General features: G+C 73.9%; 16 protein-coding genes. 10 read left to right on the plus strand and 6 right to left on the minus strand.

All coding sequences use genetic code 11. The features are described 5' to 3' along the window. Positions 1 to 2726 (plus strand): TIR-like protein FxsC (locus KSNIM_RS26115; protein WP_263105564.1); only part of this gene is annotated, 2726 nt, incomplete at its 5' end. Here the strand turns inward: KSNIM_RS26115 and kynU are convergent. Both kynU and KSNIM_RS26125 read right to left on the minus strand, forming a co-directional pair. Beyond that, positions 2701 to 3924 carry a kynureninase gene (kynU, locus tag KSNIM_RS26120; RefSeq protein WP_263105565.1) on the minus strand — a complete coding sequence of 408 codons (1224 nt, stop codon included), beginning with the start codon at positions 3922 to 3924 and terminating at the stop codon, positions 2701 to 2703. The genes KSNIM_RS26115 and kynU overlap by 26 nt on opposite strands. Then, positions 3921 to 4751, minus strand: a complete 831-nt coding sequence (locus KSNIM_RS26125) for a tryptophan 2,3-dioxygenase (protein WP_263105566.1) — start codon at positions 4749 to 4751, stop codon at positions 3921 to 3923. The genes kynU and KSNIM_RS26125 overlap by 4 nt, the downstream gene beginning before the upstream one ends. A gap of 179 nt (positions 4752 to 4930) precedes the next feature. On the opposite strand from KSNIM_RS26125, the gene KSNIM_RS26130 reads away from it, so the two are divergent. Continuing rightward, positions 4931 to 5365, plus strand: a complete 435-nt coding sequence (locus KSNIM_RS26130; protein WP_263105567.1) for an Lrp/AsnC family transcriptional regulator — start codon at positions 4931 to 4933, stop codon at positions 5363 to 5365. 75 nt (positions 5366 to 5440) lie between these two features. Continuing rightward, positions 5441 to 6706: an alanine racemase gene (locus KSNIM_RS26135; protein ID WP_263105568.1), complete on the plus strand. Its 1266-nt coding sequence runs from the start codon at positions 5441 to 5443 to the stop codon at positions 6704 to 6706. Positions 6707 to 6736: 30 nt separating this feature from the next. Here the strand turns inward: KSNIM_RS26135 and KSNIM_RS26140 are convergent, their stop codons facing one another. Both KSNIM_RS26140 and KSNIM_RS26145 read right to left on the minus strand, forming a co-directional pair. Further along, on the minus strand, positions 6737 to 7393 hold the full coding sequence (locus KSNIM_RS26140; RefSeq protein ID WP_263105569.1) for a DUF4232 domain-containing protein: 657 nt from the start codon (positions 7391 to 7393) through the stop codon (positions 6737 to 6739). Positions 7394 to 7515: 122 nt separating this feature from the next. Next, positions 7516 to 7827 carry a barstar family protein gene (locus tag KSNIM_RS26145; RefSeq protein ID WP_263105570.1) on the minus strand — a complete coding sequence of 104 codons (312 nt, stop codon included), beginning with the start codon at positions 7825 to 7827 and terminating at the stop codon, positions 7516 to 7518. Between the two features lie 103 nt (positions 7828 to 7930). On the opposite strand from KSNIM_RS26145, the gene KSNIM_RS26150 reads away from it, so the two are divergent. From KSNIM_RS26150 to KSNIM_RS26160, 3 genes are all read left to right on the plus strand, one after another. Continuing rightward, the gene (locus KSNIM_RS26150; protein WP_263105571.1) at positions 7931 to 8494 is read left to right on the plus strand and encodes a DoxX family protein; all 564 of its coding nucleotides are present in this window, start codon (positions 7931 to 7933) and stop codon (positions 8492 to 8494) included. A gap of 77 nt (positions 8495 to 8571) precedes the next feature. Beyond that, a complete protein-coding gene (locus tag KSNIM_RS26155; protein WP_263105572.1) occupies positions 8572 to 9087 on the plus strand; it encodes an FxLYD domain-containing protein in 516 nt (171 codons plus the stop codon). A gap of 283 nt (positions 9088 to 9370) precedes the next feature. Continuing rightward, on the plus strand, positions 9371 to 11173 hold the full coding sequence (locus tag KSNIM_RS26160; protein ID WP_263105573.1) for a glycosyl hydrolase family 18 protein: 1803 nt from the start codon (positions 9371 to 9373) through the stop codon (positions 11171 to 11173). 123 nt (positions 11174 to 11296) lie between these two features. Here KSNIM_RS26160 and KSNIM_RS26165 read toward each other — a convergent pair whose 3' ends face one another. Continuing rightward, positions 11297 to 11857 carry a MarR family winged helix-turn-helix transcriptional regulator gene (locus tag KSNIM_RS26165; protein WP_263105574.1) on the minus strand — a complete coding sequence of 187 codons (561 nt, stop codon included), beginning with the start codon at positions 11855 to 11857 and terminating at the stop codon, positions 11297 to 11299. 140 nt (positions 11858 to 11997) lie between these two features. Between KSNIM_RS26165 and KSNIM_RS26170 the strand changes: the two genes are divergently transcribed. After that, on the plus strand, positions 11998 to 13302 hold the full coding sequence (locus KSNIM_RS26170; protein ID WP_263105575.1) for an MFS transporter: 1305 nt from the start codon (positions 11998 to 12000) through the stop codon (positions 13300 to 13302). A gap of 112 nt (positions 13303 to 13414) precedes the next feature. Continuing rightward, on the plus strand, positions 13415 to 14800 hold the full coding sequence (locus KSNIM_RS26175; protein ID WP_263105576.1) for an FAD-binding oxidoreductase: 1386 nt from the start codon (positions 13415 to 13417) through the stop codon (positions 14798 to 14800). A 17-nt stretch (positions 14801 to 14817) separates the two neighbouring features. Here KSNIM_RS26175 and KSNIM_RS26180 read toward each other — a convergent pair whose 3' ends face one another. Further along, positions 14818 to 16101 carry a Mu transposase domain-containing protein gene (locus tag KSNIM_RS26180; RefSeq protein ID WP_263105577.1) on the minus strand — a complete coding sequence of 428 codons (1284 nt, stop codon included), beginning with the start codon at positions 16099 to 16101 and terminating at the stop codon, positions 14818 to 14820. A 348-nt stretch (positions 16102 to 16449) separates the two neighbouring features. Between KSNIM_RS26180 and KSNIM_RS26185 the strand changes: the two genes are divergently transcribed. Together KSNIM_RS26185 and KSNIM_RS26190 are read left to right on the plus strand one after the other, a co-directional pair. Then, entirely contained in the window at positions 16450 to 16758 is a 309-nt protein-coding gene (locus KSNIM_RS26185) for a hypothetical protein (RefSeq protein WP_263105578.1), read from the plus strand. 244 nt (positions 16759 to 17002) lie between these two features. Further along, complete coding sequence (locus KSNIM_RS26190; protein ID WP_263105579.1) at positions 17003 to 17458, plus strand: DUF2637 domain-containing protein; 456 nt, start codon at positions 17003 to 17005, stop codon at positions 17456 to 17458. Positions 17459 to 17504: the final 46 nt, after the last annotated feature.

The raw sequence follows: 17504 nt of genomic DNA on the forward strand, positions 1-17504 counted from the left end.
CGATGCTGGCCCGCCCGCTGCCGCTGCAGCGCGCCCTGCGCCCGCTCAAGCGGCTCGTCCCGGACGAGCGCCGCCGCCTGCTCGACGAGCAGGCCACCGCCGACCGGATCGCCGAGGCGCTGCGCGAGCCCGGCCCGGTCCAGTGGCTGCCCGTGCTGCGGCCCAGCACCGAACGCTGGCTCGACCTGCACCTGGTGCTCGACCTCGGCCCGACGATGACCCTCTGGCGGCCGCTCGCCCGCGAACTGCGCACGCTCTTCCAGCAGACCGGAGCCTTCCGCCAGGTCACCTCCGGCCGGCTGCTCCCGGACGGCAGGCTCGCCCACCGCCGGATCGCCGAGGGCCGCTCAGCGGTGCTGGTGATCAGCGACTGCATGGGCCCGCAGTGGCGTTCCGGCCCGGCGGGCGACCGCTGGCACCGCACCCTGCACGCACTCGCCCGGCGGCTGCCGGTGGCGGTCGTCCAACCGCTGCCCGAACGGCTCTGGCCGCTGACCGCGGTGCCCGCCGTCCCCGGGGTGTTCACCGCCACCGAGGCCGGGGCACCCGACGCCGCCTACACCTTCGCGCCGTTCACCGACGCCCCGCCCGGGCGCGGCGCGCCGGCCGTCCCGGTGCTGGAGCCCGGCCCCGACTGGCTGGCCAACTGGGCGCAGCTGGTGGGCAGTCCGACCGGCGGCCAGGTGGTCGGCGCGGCGCTGATGGTCGGCGCGGCGGCGAACCCCGCGGGCCGGGCCGTCGAGGCCGGGCCGGACCCGGAGGAGCTGACCGCCGAGGAACTGGTGGTCCGCTTCCGGGCGACGGCCTCCCGGGAGGCGTTCACCCTCGCCGGGATGACCGCGCTGACCACGCCCGCCCTGCCGGTGATGCGGCTGCTCCAGCAGGTCGGGCTGGCCCGGCCGCAGCCGCAGCACCTGGCCGAGGTGGTGGTCAGCGGCCTGCTGCGCGAACAGCAGGGCCGGCCCGGCTACTTCGCCTTCCGCCCGGGGGTGCGCGAGCTGCTGCTGCACACCCTGCCGCGGTCCACCGCGCACCACGCGCTGGAGCTGCTGATCCGGGTCGGCGGGCGGATCGGTGATCCCGGCCGGACGGGCGCCGGCACCTTCCCGGCCTGGGTGGAGACGGCCGGCGGCGGCACCCTGACCCTGCTGGACACCCGGCCGTTCGCCCTGGTCAGCCCGGAGGCCGCCCGGCTGCTCGGGGTGACCGGCGCACCCGTGTTCACCCTGGCCGGCCCGGTCGCCGGGACGCACCCGCCGGACACCGGGACCGGGGCGCAGCCGGACCAGCAGCCGGACCAACAGCAGGACCAGGGCACGGCTCGGCCGGGCGAGGAGGACACGCCCGCCCCGCTGCCGCCCGAGCCCGCGGCACTGCCCGACCCGGAGCGCTCCCGCGCCGTGCTGCTGCTGACCACCTCGCGCGGCGCGCCGGGCGAGGTGCTGGAGGAACAGGAGTACACCGCGCTGCGCGATCTCGCCGCGCTCGCCGAAGCCCTGGTCGACCCGGCGCTGGTGGGCCTGGACCGGCGGCACATCTGGCTCGGCGAGGACGACCCGGACGGCTTCCAGCGGGCGTTGCAGCGGGCCGTGCAGGAGGCCGAGGACACCCTGGTGGTGCACGTCGGCGGCCCGCTCGGCCCGGGAGACGAACTGGGCGTGGCGGTCGGCGCCGGCCGCTGGGGCGGGGTGCACCGGCCGGGCCTGGACTGGCAGGCGGTGGTGGAGACGGTCGCCGGCGGCCGGGCGGCGCGGCGGCTGCTGATCCTGGACGGCTCGCGCAGCGTGCCGCCGGAGCCGGTCGCCGGCGGCCCGGTGGCGGTCGACCCGGGCAGCTTCCAGGTGGTCAACCTCCGCCACCCGGTGGACCGTTCGGTGGCCGGCCGGTTGGCCGCCGCGATCCGCACCGGCGACCCGGACGGCGCGCCGCAGCTGACCGTCCACCACCTGCTGGAGATCGCCCTGCAGTCCACCCCGCCGGCGCCGCCGGTGACCAGGATCTGGCCGCCCCGGGACGGCCGGCCGCTGGTGCTCGCCCGCAACGCCCAACTCCACGGCGGGCCGGTCGAGTCGCGCACCCCCTCGCACTCGGGCACGCACCGCAAGGAGCCGGCCGGCCCGGAGGCGCCCAGACCCTACTTCTTCCTGAGCCACCCGGGCGGCCCGGGCGGCCGCACGGTGGACCGGCTCTTCCAGGACCTCTGCGAGGAGGTCCTGCAGCTGACCGACCTGCCGTCCGCGGTGCCGCCCGGCTTCGTCGACCGCAGCCCCGAACTGGACAGCTGGTCCCGCTGGCAGATCACCGAGGCGCTCGCCAGCTGCCGGGTCTTCGTCCCGCTGTACTCGCCGCGCTACTTCGCCAGCGAGCGCTGCGGCCGGGAGTGGTACGGCTTCGCCCGCCGGGCGGCCAGGGCGGCGGAGCGCTCGGCGGTGCAGGCGAGCGGGATCGTCCCGGTGATCTGGCTGCCGGTGCCCTCGGCGGAGCTGCCCGCGGCCGCCCGCCAACTGCGCTTCAACCACCGCAGCCTGGGCCCCGAGTACCAGAGCGAGGGCCTGTACGCGCTGGCCCGGGCCGCCGGCCGCCGCGAGCTGTACGAGCTCGCGGTGCACCGGCTGGCGACCCGGATCGTGCAGGTCGCGCACGAGACCCGCATCCCCCCGGGCCGCCCGCTGAACTGGGACGGCCTGGAGAACGCCTTCCTCAGGTCACCGCGCCCCGGCGGCTGAACCGCTCCTCGCGCCACTCGCCGCTCTCCAGCACCTCGGCGAGGTGCCGTACCGCGTCGAAGACGTCGGTGCGGGAGAGGTAGAGCGGGGTGAAGCCGAAGCGCATCAGGTCGGGGGCGCGGAAGTCGCCGATCACCCCGCGGGCGATCAGCGCCTGCATCACCGCGTACCCGTCGGGGTGCCGCAGCGAGACGTGGCTGCCGCGCAGGGCGTGCTCGCGGGGGGTGACCGACTCCAGTCCGAGCGGCTCGACGAGCTCCAGGAACAGGTCGGTGAGCGCCAGCGAGGTCGCCCGAACCTGCGCCAGGTCGGCCTTCTCCCAGACGTCCAGGGCGGCGTCGAGGCCGGCCATGCCGAGCAGCGGCGGGGTGCCGGTCAGGAAGCGGCCGATGCCCTCGGTCGGCGCGTACGAGGGCTCGAAGGCGAACGGCCGGGCGTGGCCGAACCAGCCGCTCAACGGCTGCGCGGCCGAGGCCTGGTGGCGCTGCGCGGCGTACAGGAAGGCGGGTGCGCCGGGGCCGCCGTTGAGGTACTTGTAGCCGCAGCCGACGGCGAAGTCCACGCCGCAGGCGTCGAGTTCGATCGGCAGGGCGCCGGCGGTGTGGCACAGGTCCCAGACCATCAGGGCGCCCGCGGCGTGCACCCGCTCGGTGATCGCGGCCATGTCCAGCAGTTCGCCGGTGCGGTAGTCGACGTGCGAGAGCACCACCACGGCGGTGTCCTCGCCGAGGTGTTCGCCGAGGTCGGCGGCGCGCGGCAGCAGTACGGTGCGGGCTCCGTCGAAGAGGCCGGTGACGCCCTCGGTGATGTACAGGTCGGTCGGGAAGGCCGCGTGCTCGGCGAGCAGCGTGCCCCGGCCGGGCCGCAGCCGCATCGCGGCGCCGAGCACCTTGAAGAGGTTGACCGAGGTGGAGTCGCAGACCACCACCTGGCCCGGGGCCGCGCCCAGCATCGGCGAGAGCCGCTCGCCGAGCCGGTGCGGCATCGCGAACCAGCCGGCCTCGTTCCAGCTGCGGATCAGGCCCTCGCCCCACTCGTGCTCGACCATGCCGGCGACCCGGGCCGCGGTGCCCTTCGGCAGCGCGCCGAGCGAGTTGCCGTCGAGGTACAGCACGCCCTCGGGCAGGGCGAATTCGCCGCGCAGCGCGGCCAGCGGATCGGCGGCGTCCAGTGCCGCGCAGTGCTCGCGGGTGGTCACAGTTCGTTCCTCACGGTCCACAGCTCGGGGAAGATGTCCTGGTCGGCGGACTGCTTGAGCCAGTTGAGGCCGCTGGATCCGCCGGTGCCGGGCTTGGCGCCCATGGTGCGCTTGACGGAGGAGAGGTGGCGCTGGCGCCAGCGGGTGACCCGCTCCGCGGTGTCCAGCAGCGCCTCGCCGAGCCGGGCCAGCTCGGCCAGCTCCGGGTCGGTGTAGACCCGGCGCCAGGCCTGCTCGACCTCGGCGCTGTGCCGGTGCCGGCCGGCGGTCGGCTCGTGCGGCACCGCCACGCCGCGGCGGTCGAGCAGGGCGAGCGCGTCGTCGTAGAGGGTCGCGCCGTGCAGGGCCGCGGTGAGCTCGGTGTGCACGGCGGGGGAGTCCTCGTACATCCGCAGCAGCGAGCCGGCCTTGTTGCCGAGCAGGAACTCCAGGCGCAGGAAGGCCGAGGACTGGAAGCCGGAGGCCTCGCCCAGCACCTCGCGGAAGGAGTTGAACTCGGCGGGCGTCATGGTGGCGAGCAGGTCCCAGGAGCTGACCAGCACGTCCTGTATGTGGGTGCCGCGGCGCAGCGCGTCGACGGCGCCGGTGAGGTCGTTCTCGCGCAGCGCGTGCTGGGCGGCGACCCACTCGCGGTGCAGCAGGTCGAAGAGCAGTTCCATCACCTGGGTGGTGACGATGAACGTGTACTCGGCCGGCACCTTGCTGCGCGGCTGCTGCAGGCTGTGCAGCACGTCCAGCATGACGTAGCGCGCGTACGGGGTGCCGTTGCCGGGCTCCCCCTGCGGTGCGAAGGCGAGATTCGGCCGGTCGACGGTGTCCCCGCCCATGGCACTCCTCCTGGTGTGTCCTGGTTCGTCCCACTCCCATCGTGGGGGTCACCATTGTGCGGCGGCATCCGTTCCGTCTTGAATGGGCGGCGGGCAGCGAAACCGCGCCCCGGCCTCATGACCGCAAGGTCTTGAGCCCGATCCGCTTTGCGAACGCAAACCCGACCCCGGGAGTCGCCTTGGACGCCGTCGACCGGCTGCTGATCGCCGAACTCCAGGCCGACGCCCGGCTCTCCTACAACGAGCTCTCCCGGCGGGTGAAACTCTCCGCCCCGGCGGTCGCGGAACGGGTCCGCCGGCTGGAGGCCGACGGGGTGATCACCGGCTACCACGCGCACATCGACCCCGCCCGGGCCGGCCTCAACGTGATGGCCCTGGTCACCATGCAGTGCTACGGGCCGCACTGCGTGCTCCGCGACCCCGAGGTGGCCCGCTGGCCCGAGGTCTTCCAGCTGCACCGGGTCACCGGCGGCGCCTGCTGCACCCTGCTGGTCGGGGTGCCCGGCATGGTCGCCTTCGAGCAGCTCATCGACCGCCTCGCCGCCTACGGCCAGCCCGCCAGCTCGATGATCCTCTCCAGCCCCGTCCCCTGGCGCCCCGTGGTGGCGCCGTAGCACCGCGGGGGACGGCATAGGCTGCTCGGCGGACGCCCGGAACGCTGCGGGCGCGGTGAGAGGGCGGCAGGCGCGATGGAGCTGATCGACCGGGCGAGGGTGGCCGAACTGGCCGGGGAGCGGCTGGACTTCCGTTTCAAGGCGATCCCCGCCGAGGCCTGGGGCCTGACCGTCGCCGAGTACCTCGCCACCGCCCCCGGGCTGGACGGCCTCGGCACCCCGCTGCTGACCCTGGACGCCGCCGCCCTCGACCACAACCTGCGCGCCATGGCCGTCTGGTGCGAGCAGGCCGGGGTCGGTCTCGCCCCGCACGGCAAGACCTCGATGGCCCCCGCCCTGTGGCAGCGCCACCTGGACGCGGGCGCCTGCGCGATCACCCTCGCCAACCTGCCGCAGCTGCGGGTCGGACGCGCCTTCGGCCTGCGCCGCATCCACCTGGCCAACACCCTGCTCGACCCGGCCGGTCTGCGCTGGCTCTCCGCCGAGCTCGCCGCCGACCCGGAGTTCCGCTTCGCGAGCTGGGTGGACTCCACCCGCGCCGTCGCCCTGATGTCCGAGGCGCTGCGCGGCGCGCCGGCCCCGGTCGACGTCTGCGTGGAGCTCGGCGCCCCGGGCGGCCGCACGGGCTGCCGCACCCTGCCCGAGGCGGTCGAGGTGGCGCGTGCCGTGCACGCCGCGCCGGGCCTGCGGCTGGCCGGCGTCAGCGGCTACGAGGGCCCGCTCGGCCCGGACGCCTCCCCGGCCTCGCTCTCCGCCGTGACCGGCTACCTGCGGGGGATGGCCGAGCTGCACCGGCAGCTCGCCGGCGAGGGCCTGTTCGACGAGGCGGACGAGGTCTGGGTGACGGCCGGCGGCAGCGCCTTCTTCGACACCGTCGCCGAGGAGCTCGCGCCGCTCGCCGACGCCCGTACCCGGGTGGTCGTCCGGGCCGGCGCCTACCTCGCCCACGACGACGGCTTCTACCGCGGCATCTCGCCGTTCGGCCGCCGCGGTGCCGGCGAGCCGCTGCGTGCCGCGCTGCACGGCTGGGCCCGGGTGGTGTCCGCCCCGGAGCCGGGCCTCGCCCTGCTGGACGCCGGCAAGCGCGACCTGCCGGTCGACCTGGGCCTGCCGGCGCCGCAGAAGGTCCGCGGCGGCAAGCCGTTGACCGGGGCGACGGTGAGCGCGCTCAACGACCAGCACACCTACCTGCGGGACGCCGAGGTCGCGGTCGGCGACGTCGTCCGCCTGGGCGTCTCCCACCCCTGTACGGCCTTCGACCGCTGGACGATGATCCCGGTGCTCGACGACGCGGACGCGGACCGCCCCCGCGTCGTCGACCTGGTCCGGACGTTCTTCTGACCGGCGCGCCGGCGGCCCGTCCCGCCGGCCTCAGCCGAGCAGGACGCCCTGGTTGGAGGGCTGGAGGGTGCCGACGGTGAAACCGGCCTTCGCGACGGGGAACTGCACGACCGGCTTGCCGTCGGTGCCGAGCACGGTGGCGGTCAGCTGGGTGGTCTCGTCCGGCGGGGTGACGACCAGGCCGGCGAGCACGCCGCAGGAGGCGTCGGCCTTGTCGCAGCTGCTCCAGGAGAGCCCGGAGAAGGCGGTGGTGCCGGGCTTGAGGGTGACGGCGACCGGCGGGCCCGGCTTGGCGACCCGGTGGGTGGCGGTGTCCGTCCGGGAGTTGTCGGCGAGCAGTCCACCGTAGCCGAGGTAGCCCTTGACGGTGCAGCTGCGGCTGCCCTTGTTGGTGAGCATCACCATGGCCCGGCCGGCGTCCTGGATCTGGACGTCGGCCTTGAGGTCGGCGGTGTGGCAGCGGTCGGCGCCGGCCTGCGCCGTGGTGCCGCCCGTCCCGGCCGCCGAGCCCGGCCCGGACGTCCCGGTGGGCGCCGTGCCCGCCGTGCTCGCGGCGGCGGTGGGGGCCGGGGCGCCGGTTCCGGTCGCGGTGGTGCCGTCGTCGCAGGCGACCGCGCCGAGGGCGAGGGCGAGGACGGCAGCGGCGGCGGCCGCCGTGCGGGTCGTGGCGGTCGTGCGGTGGATCACGGGTTCTCCTGCGGGTCGCCGGTCACGGGGTGTCGGCCGTGATCACGCACGGCATCGGCGGCCCGGTTCTGCGCGGAGTGTCCCGGCTGCGTAACGGCGGCCCGGGTGCCCGTCACGGACCGTCAGTGCAGCTGCACGGTGACGCCGCCCTGCTTCAGGACGTCCAGCACCGCGTCGAAGTAGCTGCACTCCCGGCCGGCCAGCAGCACCCGGCGGTCCAGGCGGCAGGCGGCGAGTGCGGAGGCGTGCCAGACCAGCACGAACGGCGGCTCGGGGCCGTAGCCGCCGCGCAGGCAGTCGGCGAGCGCGTCCAGGTTGCTGCCGTAGTAGCCGTCCGGAGGGCGGAGGGCCGCGCCGAGCGCGGTGAACAGCGTGCGCTCGTCGGTGACCTCCGTCCCGTCGAGGTGGAACACGGGTGTGGCCGGCGCGGACATGGCGCTCCTCGGTGGTTCGCCCGGATGGCGGTCCCGGGTCGAGCGGCCTCGGCCCGTGGGCTGGGATGGAGAGGACGTGCCGCCATCGACCCAGGGGCCCCATATGACCAGTCTGCACCGCAAGGACCTCGGCCTGTTCGTCCTGCGCGCCGCCGTGGGCGGGGTGATGTTCGCGCACGGCGCGCAGAAGCTCTTCGGCTGGTTCGGCGGAGGAGGGATCGAGGGAACCGCCCAGGCCATGGAGCACATGGGCTACGAGCCGGGCCGGCCCAACGCCATCGCCTCCGGGCTCGGCGAGGCCGGAGGCGGGGCGATGCTCGTCCTCGGCCTGGCCACGCCGGTGGCCGGCTCGGTGGTGGCCGGGACGATGGCCGGGGCGATCGCCGTGCACGCCCCGGCCGGCTTCTTCGCGATGGGCGGCGGCTTCGAGTACCCGGGTCTGCTCGGCACCTGCGGGCTGGCCCTGGGCATCTCCGGGGCGGGCCGCTACTCGCTGGACCACGCGCTCGGCCACGTGCTGGACCGGCCGTGGATCGGACTGCTGGCCTTCGGCGCGAGCGCGATCGGGGCGGCCGCCGTGGTGACCCGCCGCCAGGACACCGTGCGGCGCCGGGAGATCCGGGAGATCGAGCAGGCCGCCATGCAGGAGGGCGCCGGTCTGTCCTGACCGGCGGCGGTCCCACCGGACCTGGCCGCGCGAGCCCGTGCCCGCGACAGCCGTTGTTCCCACCAGGAGCAGAATCCATGAACCTCAAGATCCGTTCCGCAGCCCTGCTGGGCTCCGCCGTGGTGCTGGGCGGTGCCGCACTGTCCGGGTGCTCGTCGGACTCCTCGCCGTCCTCGGCCGCCTCCTCGGCGGCGGCCGCGATCGGCTCGAAGGCCTCCGAACTGGCCTCGTCCGCCGGCAGTCTCGCCTCCTCCGCCGCCTCCGCGGTGGCCTCCGCGGAGGCGGCGGCCTCCTCGGCGGTGGCCGACATCACGGGTGGGCTGGACGCCGCCGCGGACGTGAAGCTGGGCACCCCGGTGACCTCCTCGGACGGCAAGGTGGAGGTACCCATCACCGTTGCCAATGAGCAGAGCGACCCGCAGAAGTACCTCGTGCAGGTCGACTTCCAGGACGCGAGCGGCAACCGGCTGGACACCGTGGTGGTGACCGTTCCGGAGGTCCCCGCGGGCGGAACGGCGCAGGCCACGGCCACGAGCAACCGTGCGCTGAGCGGTCAGGTCAAGGCGGTCGTGAGCCGGGCGGTGCGGTACTGAGCCGTCTCCCAACGGAACCTTAAGGGCACCTCAAACCCAGGAGACGACCCTTGACGGGGCGTTTGGTCTAGTCCATTTTTGTGGCCAGGTGCAGGGAGCCCCTGGGCCGGTGCCGGCGGTTCGGGCCGTCGGCACCGGTTCGGCGCATCTCCCCGCCCCTGGTTCTTCTCGTGTGCAGGCCAACGTTCGATTCCCCTGTCATGCCCCTGACGTGGTGGTCCCACCCACCGCGACTTCCCCGGGGCGCGGCGGGATCGCCCCCACAACCAGGAGTCACGCAGCCATGCTTCGTTCCGTTCCGTCCCGGCCGCGGCCGAGCGGGCACCGCCGCCGCCGCGGCCTGGGCCTCCTCGCCGCGGGCACCGCGGCCTCCCTGCTGCTCGGCGGCGCGCTCGCGCTGACCGGCACCAGCGCCCAGGCCGCCCCCACCAACTCGACCGGCGCGCCCGCCACTTCGGGCGGCATCAAGGTCGCGTACTTCGACCAGTGGTCGATCTACTCCAACGCGTACTACCTGAAGACCGTTCAGGACACCGGCGTGGCCTCCAAGCTGGACTACCTGATCTACGACTTCGCCAACATCGACCCGACCAACCTCAGCTGTTTCGAGGCCACCAAGGCCGCCTCGCAGAACGAGGACGACCCGAACGCGGGCGACGGCGCGGGCGACGCGTACGCCGACTACCAGAAGACCTTCGACGCGGGGACCAGCGTGGACGGCGTGGCCGACACCTGGAACCAGCCGCTGGTCGGCAACTTCAACCAGCTGAAGAAGCTGAAGGCGAAGAACCCGAACCTCAAGGTGCTGCTGTCGATCGGCGGTTGGACCTACTCCAAGTACTTCTCCGACGTGTCGGCCACCGACGCGGCGCGCAAGAAGTTCGTCTCCTCCTGCGTCGACATGTTCATCAAGGGCAACCTGCCCGTGCAGGGCGGCTTCGGCGGCACGGGCTCCGCGGCCGGCGTCTTCGACGGCTTCGACATCGACTGGGAGTACCCGGGCGGCGGCGGCCACACCGGCAACCACGCCTCGCCCAACGACAAGCAGAACTTCACCGCGCTGATGGCGGAGCTGCGCTCCCAGCTCGACGCGCAGGGCAGGGCGGACGGCAAGAGCTACGCGCTCTCCGCCGCGGTCGGCGCCGGCCAGGACAAGATCAAGAACGTCGAGACCGACAAGCTCGGCCAGTACCTGACCTTCCTCGACGTCATGACCTACGACATGCACGGCGCGTGGGACAAGACCGGCCCGACCAACCACCAGGCGCCGATCTACACCAACCCGAGCGACCCGATGACCCCCGTCCCGGGCGGTACCGGCAAGTACTCGATCGACAACGCCGTCAAGGCGTGGACGGTCGGCGACCCGCAGTACGGCATCCCCGGCGGCTTCCCCGCCAAGAAGATCAACATGGGTGTGCCGTTCTACTACCGCGGCTGGACGGGCGTCACCGCCGGCGCCAACCACGGCCTGTTCCAGAGCGCGACCGGGCCGGCCCCGGGCGCCGCGATGTCGGGCAACGTCGCGGGCATCCAGATGTACAAGGAGCTCAGCAGCTTCGTCGGCAACGCGGCCAACACCTACTGGGACGACGCGGCGAAGACCTCGTACTTCTACGACGGCACCACCTTCTGGACGGGTGAGAACGCCAAGTCGATCCAGGCCAAGCTGGACTACGCGCACTGCAACGGCCTCGGCGGCTCCTTCGCCTTCTCGCTGTACGACCTGGGCACCCAGACCTCGCTCTTCGACACGATGGTGACAGCGACCAACGGCTCCGCCGCCTCCTGCCCGGCGCCGACCACCTCGCCGACCGCCTCCGCCTCGCCGAGCTCCTCGCCCAGCTCCTCGGCCTCGCCGAGCTCCTCCCCGTCGACCTCGCCGTCGACCTCCCCCTCGACCTCGGCCAGCCCGACCGGCGGCACCTGCACCGCCCCGAGCTGGAACTCCGCCACGGTCTACGCGACCGCCGGCGCCAAGGTCTCCTGGAAGGGCCACAACTACACCAACAAGTGGTGGACCCAGGGCGAGGACCCGACCCTCAGCGGCCAGTGGGGTGTCTGGACCGACAACGGCGCCTGCTGACCCGCGCGACCCACAGCCACCCGCACCGCCCCGAACCATCCCGCACCACCCGAGCTGAACGGGGACTGCCCCGGACGGAACCTCCGTCCGGGGCAGTCCCCGTTCCGTGCGTGCGGGTGCCGGTCAGTCCAGGTCCTCGGTGCGGCCGAGGGCGTCCGGCTGGCTCAGCTCGATCCGGCGCAGCATCCGGCCGAGCATCGCGGAGAGCGCCCCCCGGTCGTCGCCGGTGATGTCCTGCAGCAGGTCCGCCTCGAAGACGGCGGCCATCCGCATGAGCTCCAGCCACTTGTCGCGGCCCGGCTCGGTCAGCTCGATGATCACCCGGACCCGGTTGGCCTCGTCGCGCTCGCGGGTGACCAGGCCGTCGGCGACCATCCGGTCGATCCGGTGGGTCATCGCCGCCGGGGTCAGGCCCAGCCGCTTGGCGAGGTCGCTCGGGCCGAGCCGGTAGGGGCTGCCCGCGAAGACCAGGGCCTTGAGCACCTCCCACTCGGCGGACGTGATTCCCAGCACAGCCAGCTGGCGGCTGTAGGCCACGTTCATCCGGCGGGACAGCCGGGAGAGCGTGGACACGATCGTCTCGACCTGCGGGTCCACGGTGGGGAATTCCCGCTGGTAGAGGGCCACCTGCTCGGCGATGCCGATCTCGGAGGCGGCCGGCTCGTCCGGCTTGCGAGTGCTCATGGCCGTCATTCTCCCACGCATGGTGCAGCTGTTAAGCCTTTGACACCTGAGTCTTCGAAGACTTAGATTTTAGGTCTGAAATCTTGCAGGATTAAAGCAGGAAGGGTTCAACCTTCCGCGACGACAAAGGGGTGTGCACGGTGACCGGCACGGTGAAGCAGTGGGCGCGGCGGGCGGACGGAGCGGGCGGCCCGCTGCGCCGCGTCCAGATCGGCAATGCGCTGAGCGCGTTCGGCAGCGGGTTCACGATGCCGTACATGTTCGTGTACGTGGACCAGGTGCGGGGGCTGGGCTCGTTCGCGGCCGGGATGGTGTTCACCGTCTTCGCGCTGGCCGCGCTGGCCGTCCTGCCGTTCACCGGCCGCGGCATCGACCGCTACGGGCCGCGCCCGGTGCTGCTCGCCGGCGCCGCGCTCGCCGCGGGCGGTGCCTACGCCTTCGGACAGGCCGCCACCGCGCCGACCCTGCTGGTCGCCTCGTTCCTCTTCGGCGCGGGCATCACCGCATGCCAGCCGGCGCTCGCCACGATGATCGTGCGCAGCACCGGCCGCGCGGGCCGCTCGCGGGCCTTCGCCCTGCAGTTCACCCTGGTCAACCTGGGCATGGGCATCGGCGCCCTGGTCGGCGGCCAGATCGTCGACCCCGCCGACCCGGCCAGCCTGACCCGGCTGTTCACCATCGAGGCGCTCACCCTGCTGGGCCTGGCCCTGGTGGCCGGCACCGCCCGCATCCCGCAGGCGGAGCCCGTCCCGGCCGCCGGGCGCGGCGCGGGGCAGGGCCTGCGCGCGGTGGTGAAGGACAAGGCCATGCTGCGGCTCTGCCTGCTCGCCGGGCTCATCTTCTTCACCTGCTACGGGCAGTTCGAGTCCGGTGTCGCCGCCTTCGCCACCGACACGGTCGGCACCGCGCCGTCCGTGCTCGGCATCGCGATCGGCGCCAACGCCCTGACCATCGTGCTGCTGCAGATGGTCGTCGTCCGGCTCACCGAGCGCCGCCGCCGCACCACCGCGATGGCCGCCGCCGGCCTGGTCTGGCTGGGCGCCTGGACGGCCGCCCTGGTGGCCGGCCTGGTCCGCTCGGACGCGCTCGCCGCGACCGTCGCCGTGGTGGCCGTGTACGCGCTGTTCGGCGTCGGCGAGTCCATGCTCGCGCCGACCCTGGGCCCGATCGTGGCCGACCTCGCCCCGGCCCGGCTGCTCGGCACCTACAACGCCGCGCACGCCCTGGTGAAGCAGATGGCCATCGCGGTCGGCCCGGCCGTCGGCGTGCTGCTGGTCGGCGCCGGCACCTGGCCGCTGTACCTGCTGGCGATGTCCGCCTGCACGGTGCTGATCGTGCTGCTGGCGGTGCGGCTGCGCGGTCATCTGACGCCGGCGCAGGACAACGCCGTCCTCGCGGTGGCGCAGGTCCGGCCGATGGTGCGGGAGCTGCAGACCGCGGCCTGAGCCGCTGTCAGGCCGCATCCGGCTCGGATGCGGCCTTCACCCGTCCGGCCTACTGTCGAAAGCGGGGCCGCCGGCCGCGGCGGCTCCGCCCCGGCCGGAAGGACGGCTCACCATGGCTTCCCCAGCGAACGGCGGTCTGCGCCCGGAGGAACTGGCCGAGGGCTTCGCCGGCCGGGTGCTGCTGCCCGGCGACGAGGCCTACGGCGAGGCGAGGACCATCCACAACGCCATGATCGACCGCCGGCCCGCGGTGATCGCCCAGTGCGACGGACCCGCCGACGTCGCGGCGGCGCTGGCCTTCGGGCGCAGCCGCGGCCTGGAGATCGCGGTCCGCTGCGGCGGTCACGCGGTGAGCGGGCAGGCCCTGGTCGACGGCGGCCTCGTCCTCGACCTGCGGCGGATGAACGGGGTGCAGGTCGACCCGGACGCCCGGGTCGCCCGGGTCGGCGGCGGCGCCCTGATGCGCGACCTCGACCGGGCCACCCAGCCGCACGGCCTCGCCACCACCGGCGGCCGCGCCTCCACCACGGGCATCGGTGGCTTCGCCCTCGGCGGTGGCTCCGGCTGGCTGGAGCGCCGCTTCGGCCTGATGTGCGACAACCTGCTCGCCGCCGACCTGGTGACCGCCGACGGCCGCCGGGTGCACGCCAGTGCACAGGAGAACCCCGAACTCTTCTGGGCGCTGCACGGCGGCGGCGGCAACTTCGGCGTAGTCACCGAGTTCACCTTCGGCCTGCACCCGCTGCCCGGCTTCTCCATCGCCCTGTTGCTCTTCGAGGCCGCCAAGGGCCTGGAGGTGCTGCGCGCCTACCGGGACGCCATGGACGCCGCGCCCGACGAGGTCGGCGGTGCCTTCATCCACCTCACCGCGCCGCCGGAGGAATTCGTGCCGCCGGCGCTGGTCGGCCAGCATGCGGTCGGCGTCCTGCTCACCTACGCCGGCGACCTGGAGAGCGCCCGGCCGGCCTTCGCGCCGATGCTCGGTCTCGGGCACGCGGCCGACGTGGTCACCGACATCCCGTACGTCGACCTGCAGTGCATGCTCGACGACCCGCCCGGATTCCGGAACTACTGGTCGGCCGAGTACCTCTCGGGATTCCCGGACAAGGCCGCGGACGCCTACACCGCCCGGGCCCAGGACATGATCGTCCCCTCGCCGAGCCAGCACATCGTCTTCCCCCTCGGCGGCGCGGTCGCGGCCGCCGGCCACGAGTGGCCCGTCCCGTGGCGGGCCGCCTCCTGGGCCGTCCACCCGTTCGCCGTCTGGGAGGACCCGGCCGACGACGAGCGCGGCCGCAGCTGGACGAAGGCCGTCTGCGCCGACATGGCGCCCTGGTCGATCGGCGCCGTCTACCTCAACTTCATCGGCGACGAGGGCGAGGACCGCGCCGCCGCCGGCCGCGGCGCCGAGAACCTCGCCCGGCTGGCCGCCGTCAAGGCCGAGTACGACCCGGCGAACGTCTTCCACTTCAACCACAACATCAGGCCGGCAGCCTGAGGCCGGGTCGGCAGCGGTCAGCCGGGGAGTGGGGCGCCCGAAGGACGGCGCACCGGCGCGGCCGGACCGGGGCGGTGGTACCGCCGGCGCAGCGCCTCGGCCTCGGCGGACGCCTCCGCGGACAGCGGGCTACGGACCCCGGTGGCCGGGCAGCCCGCCGAACCGGGCAGGACCAGCCGGGGCGGGCGTTCCAGCACGAAGACCGAGCCACCGTCGACCACTGTCCGGCCGGCCCCGCGCGGCGCCAGCGAGTGGCGCGCGATGACCGCCCCGCTCGCCGCGGTGATCGACAGACCTGACTCGTCCAGCCGGTGGCGGACCTCCACCAGCGCCCCGGCGAGGTCCGGCGGCACGGCGTAGCGGTTGCCGCGGAAGTGGACGAGCCCACGCTGGTCGACCGTGCGGAGAGTCCGCACACAGGCCGGGAAGGGAGCCGGCGGCAGCGGCTCCAGCGGCGGGGCGGCATGTGGCGCGCCCTCGTCGGCCGGGAGCCGGTCGTCGGACCACGTCGCCAGGCGGTCGAGGATCTGCTGTGCCGCGCGCGGGCCGAGGTCGTCGACGACGCTGCGCCAGTGCTGCCCGGCGGCCGCGGCGCGCCGCGCCTCCTCGGCGGTGGGTCCGGCGGTCTCCAGCTCGATCTCGACCCCGTAGTACCGCCCGACCGTCGCGAACTCCTTGGCCAGCCGGCCGGTCGCCGGGCACCGGACGGGCACCGCGCTGTCGAACCGCCAGCGCGGGGCGGTGCCACCGAGCCGTCGCAGCAGGTGGTCGACGGCCTCCAGCACCTGCGGGAAGTCGTCGCTGTCGAGGAGGACGCCGCGCCAGCGGCCGGCGTGGCGCAGCGAGCCGGTCAGGAGGTGGGCCTTCGCACTGCCGTCCCAGCCGGGCCGGGCGTCGGCGAGGTCCGTCCAGCCGAACCGGATCTCCTCCTGGTCGGTGGGTGGCCCGCCCGGTCCGCCGCCGGGGGCGCAGGGGTGGCAGTGACTGCACGGCGGCCGCAGCCGGTGTCTGCGCAGTGCGCGGGTGAACGTCGAGTAGCCGCCGCGGTATCCGAGATCGGTGATCTCGTCGAAGAGTGCGGTCGCCGGCAGGTGCGGGTCGTCCGCCAGGCGCAGGCGGCAGTACGGGTGGAAGGAGAGGAAGACGTCCTCGGCCCGGGTGCGCACCCCGGGCTTGCGGTTCCCGGACAGGTACCTCCGGACGGTCTTGCGGTCGCGTCCGAGGTGCCGGGCGATGGCCGAGATCGACCACCCCTGGCCGTGGAGCCGCCGGACATCCTGGTATTCGTTCGTGCTGAGCAACCCAAACCCCCTACGCGCAGGCTTGCCGGCCACATCGGCTAAGAATTCGCAATGGTCCGTTGCAAGAGAGTGACCATACAGCACCGGTTTGAAGATCGTAATCAGATGAAACGTTCCTCCATGTACCGTGTCCGGGTAATTTCGGAGAGCGGGGCGCGGCGCAACTCCGGTGCGCGCCGCACGGATGGGAAAATTCAGAGAGCAGCCCGCGCATATGCTCGTCGCGCACCACCCGCGAGGACATCCGGAGAGCGAGCGCAAGCGTTCATACGGAATGTCGCCCGAATTCCCCACACCCGGGTGGAAGATCACTTCGTTGACCGTGGTGTGATTCCCATGCCTGACCCAGTGACCCCGCACAGCCCCGAGCGCGATCCGATCTGCAGCCTCGGGGCCTGGCTCTTCGTCCCGGACCGGCACAACGCCGCGGGCGACGTGGAGACCGGTTACCTGGTGCGCAACGGCCGGCGCGTCGTCCTGTGGCACTGTTCCCGGATCCTCGCCGACTTCCTCCGGACGCTGCGCCGCCTGGAAAGCCGGTTCGCCGTTCCCTGCAGTGCCCCGCAGCCCCCGGGCCTCGTGGCCGTCGACGCCCCCCGGGCGCCGTCGGCAGGCCATTCCGCGGCTGCGCCGGGGAATGAGCCGCCCCGTGCATGACCCACTGCTGGAATTCTTTCGTCCGTATGGAAATGACCCGCTGTTTTCCGGTCCCGGCGGGCATTGCGACGGGGTGGCGGGACCGATCGTCGCGGACGCCGGATGGTACGCGGCGCCGACCGTCGAAATGTCCGGTGCCTGGAGTTCCGGCGTTTTCGTGCCGGGGCAGGCGGCGCCGGTCGACGATCCCCGGCCGCAGTCCGCCCCGGCGCCTCCGCCGCGCACCCCGCGGAGGCGGCGCCGGGTGCGGGCCGCCGAGGCGCGGCGCGAGGAGGCCCTCGGCGAGCTGTTCCGCACCCTGCTCGCCGTCGCGGTGACGGTCGTCTGCGTGCTGGGCTGGGTGCTGTCCTACGCGCCGCTGCAGGACCTCGCCCTCGCCCGGGTGCCCGGCGGCCTGGCCGTGCTGTGGCCGGTCGTGGTCTACGGGCCCTGGCTCGCCGGCTGCCTGTCCGTGCTCCGGGCCGCCCTCGACGGCCGGCGCGCGCTGCACGCCTGGAGCGTCGTCCTCGCCTTCTCCGCTGTCGCCACCGGGCTCTGCGTCTGCGGTGTCGCGCAGACCCTGCCCGACGTCATCGTCGCCGGGCTGCCTCCCGTGGCGGCGGCGATCTGCCTCGACCAACTGGCCCGCCAGCTGATCGCCCGGCACCCTTCCCAGCGTCCGCGGTCCCGGCACGGCGGGCGGTCGCGGCGGGTCGGGTGACGCGTCGCCGCGTCGACCAGAGGGGTCATCGCCGGCCCGGCCGCCG

Source organism: Kitasatospora sp. DSM 101779, from assembly GCF_025655475.1.
Lineage (GTDB): Bacteria > Actinomycetota > Actinomycetes > Streptomycetales > Streptomycetaceae > Kitasatospora.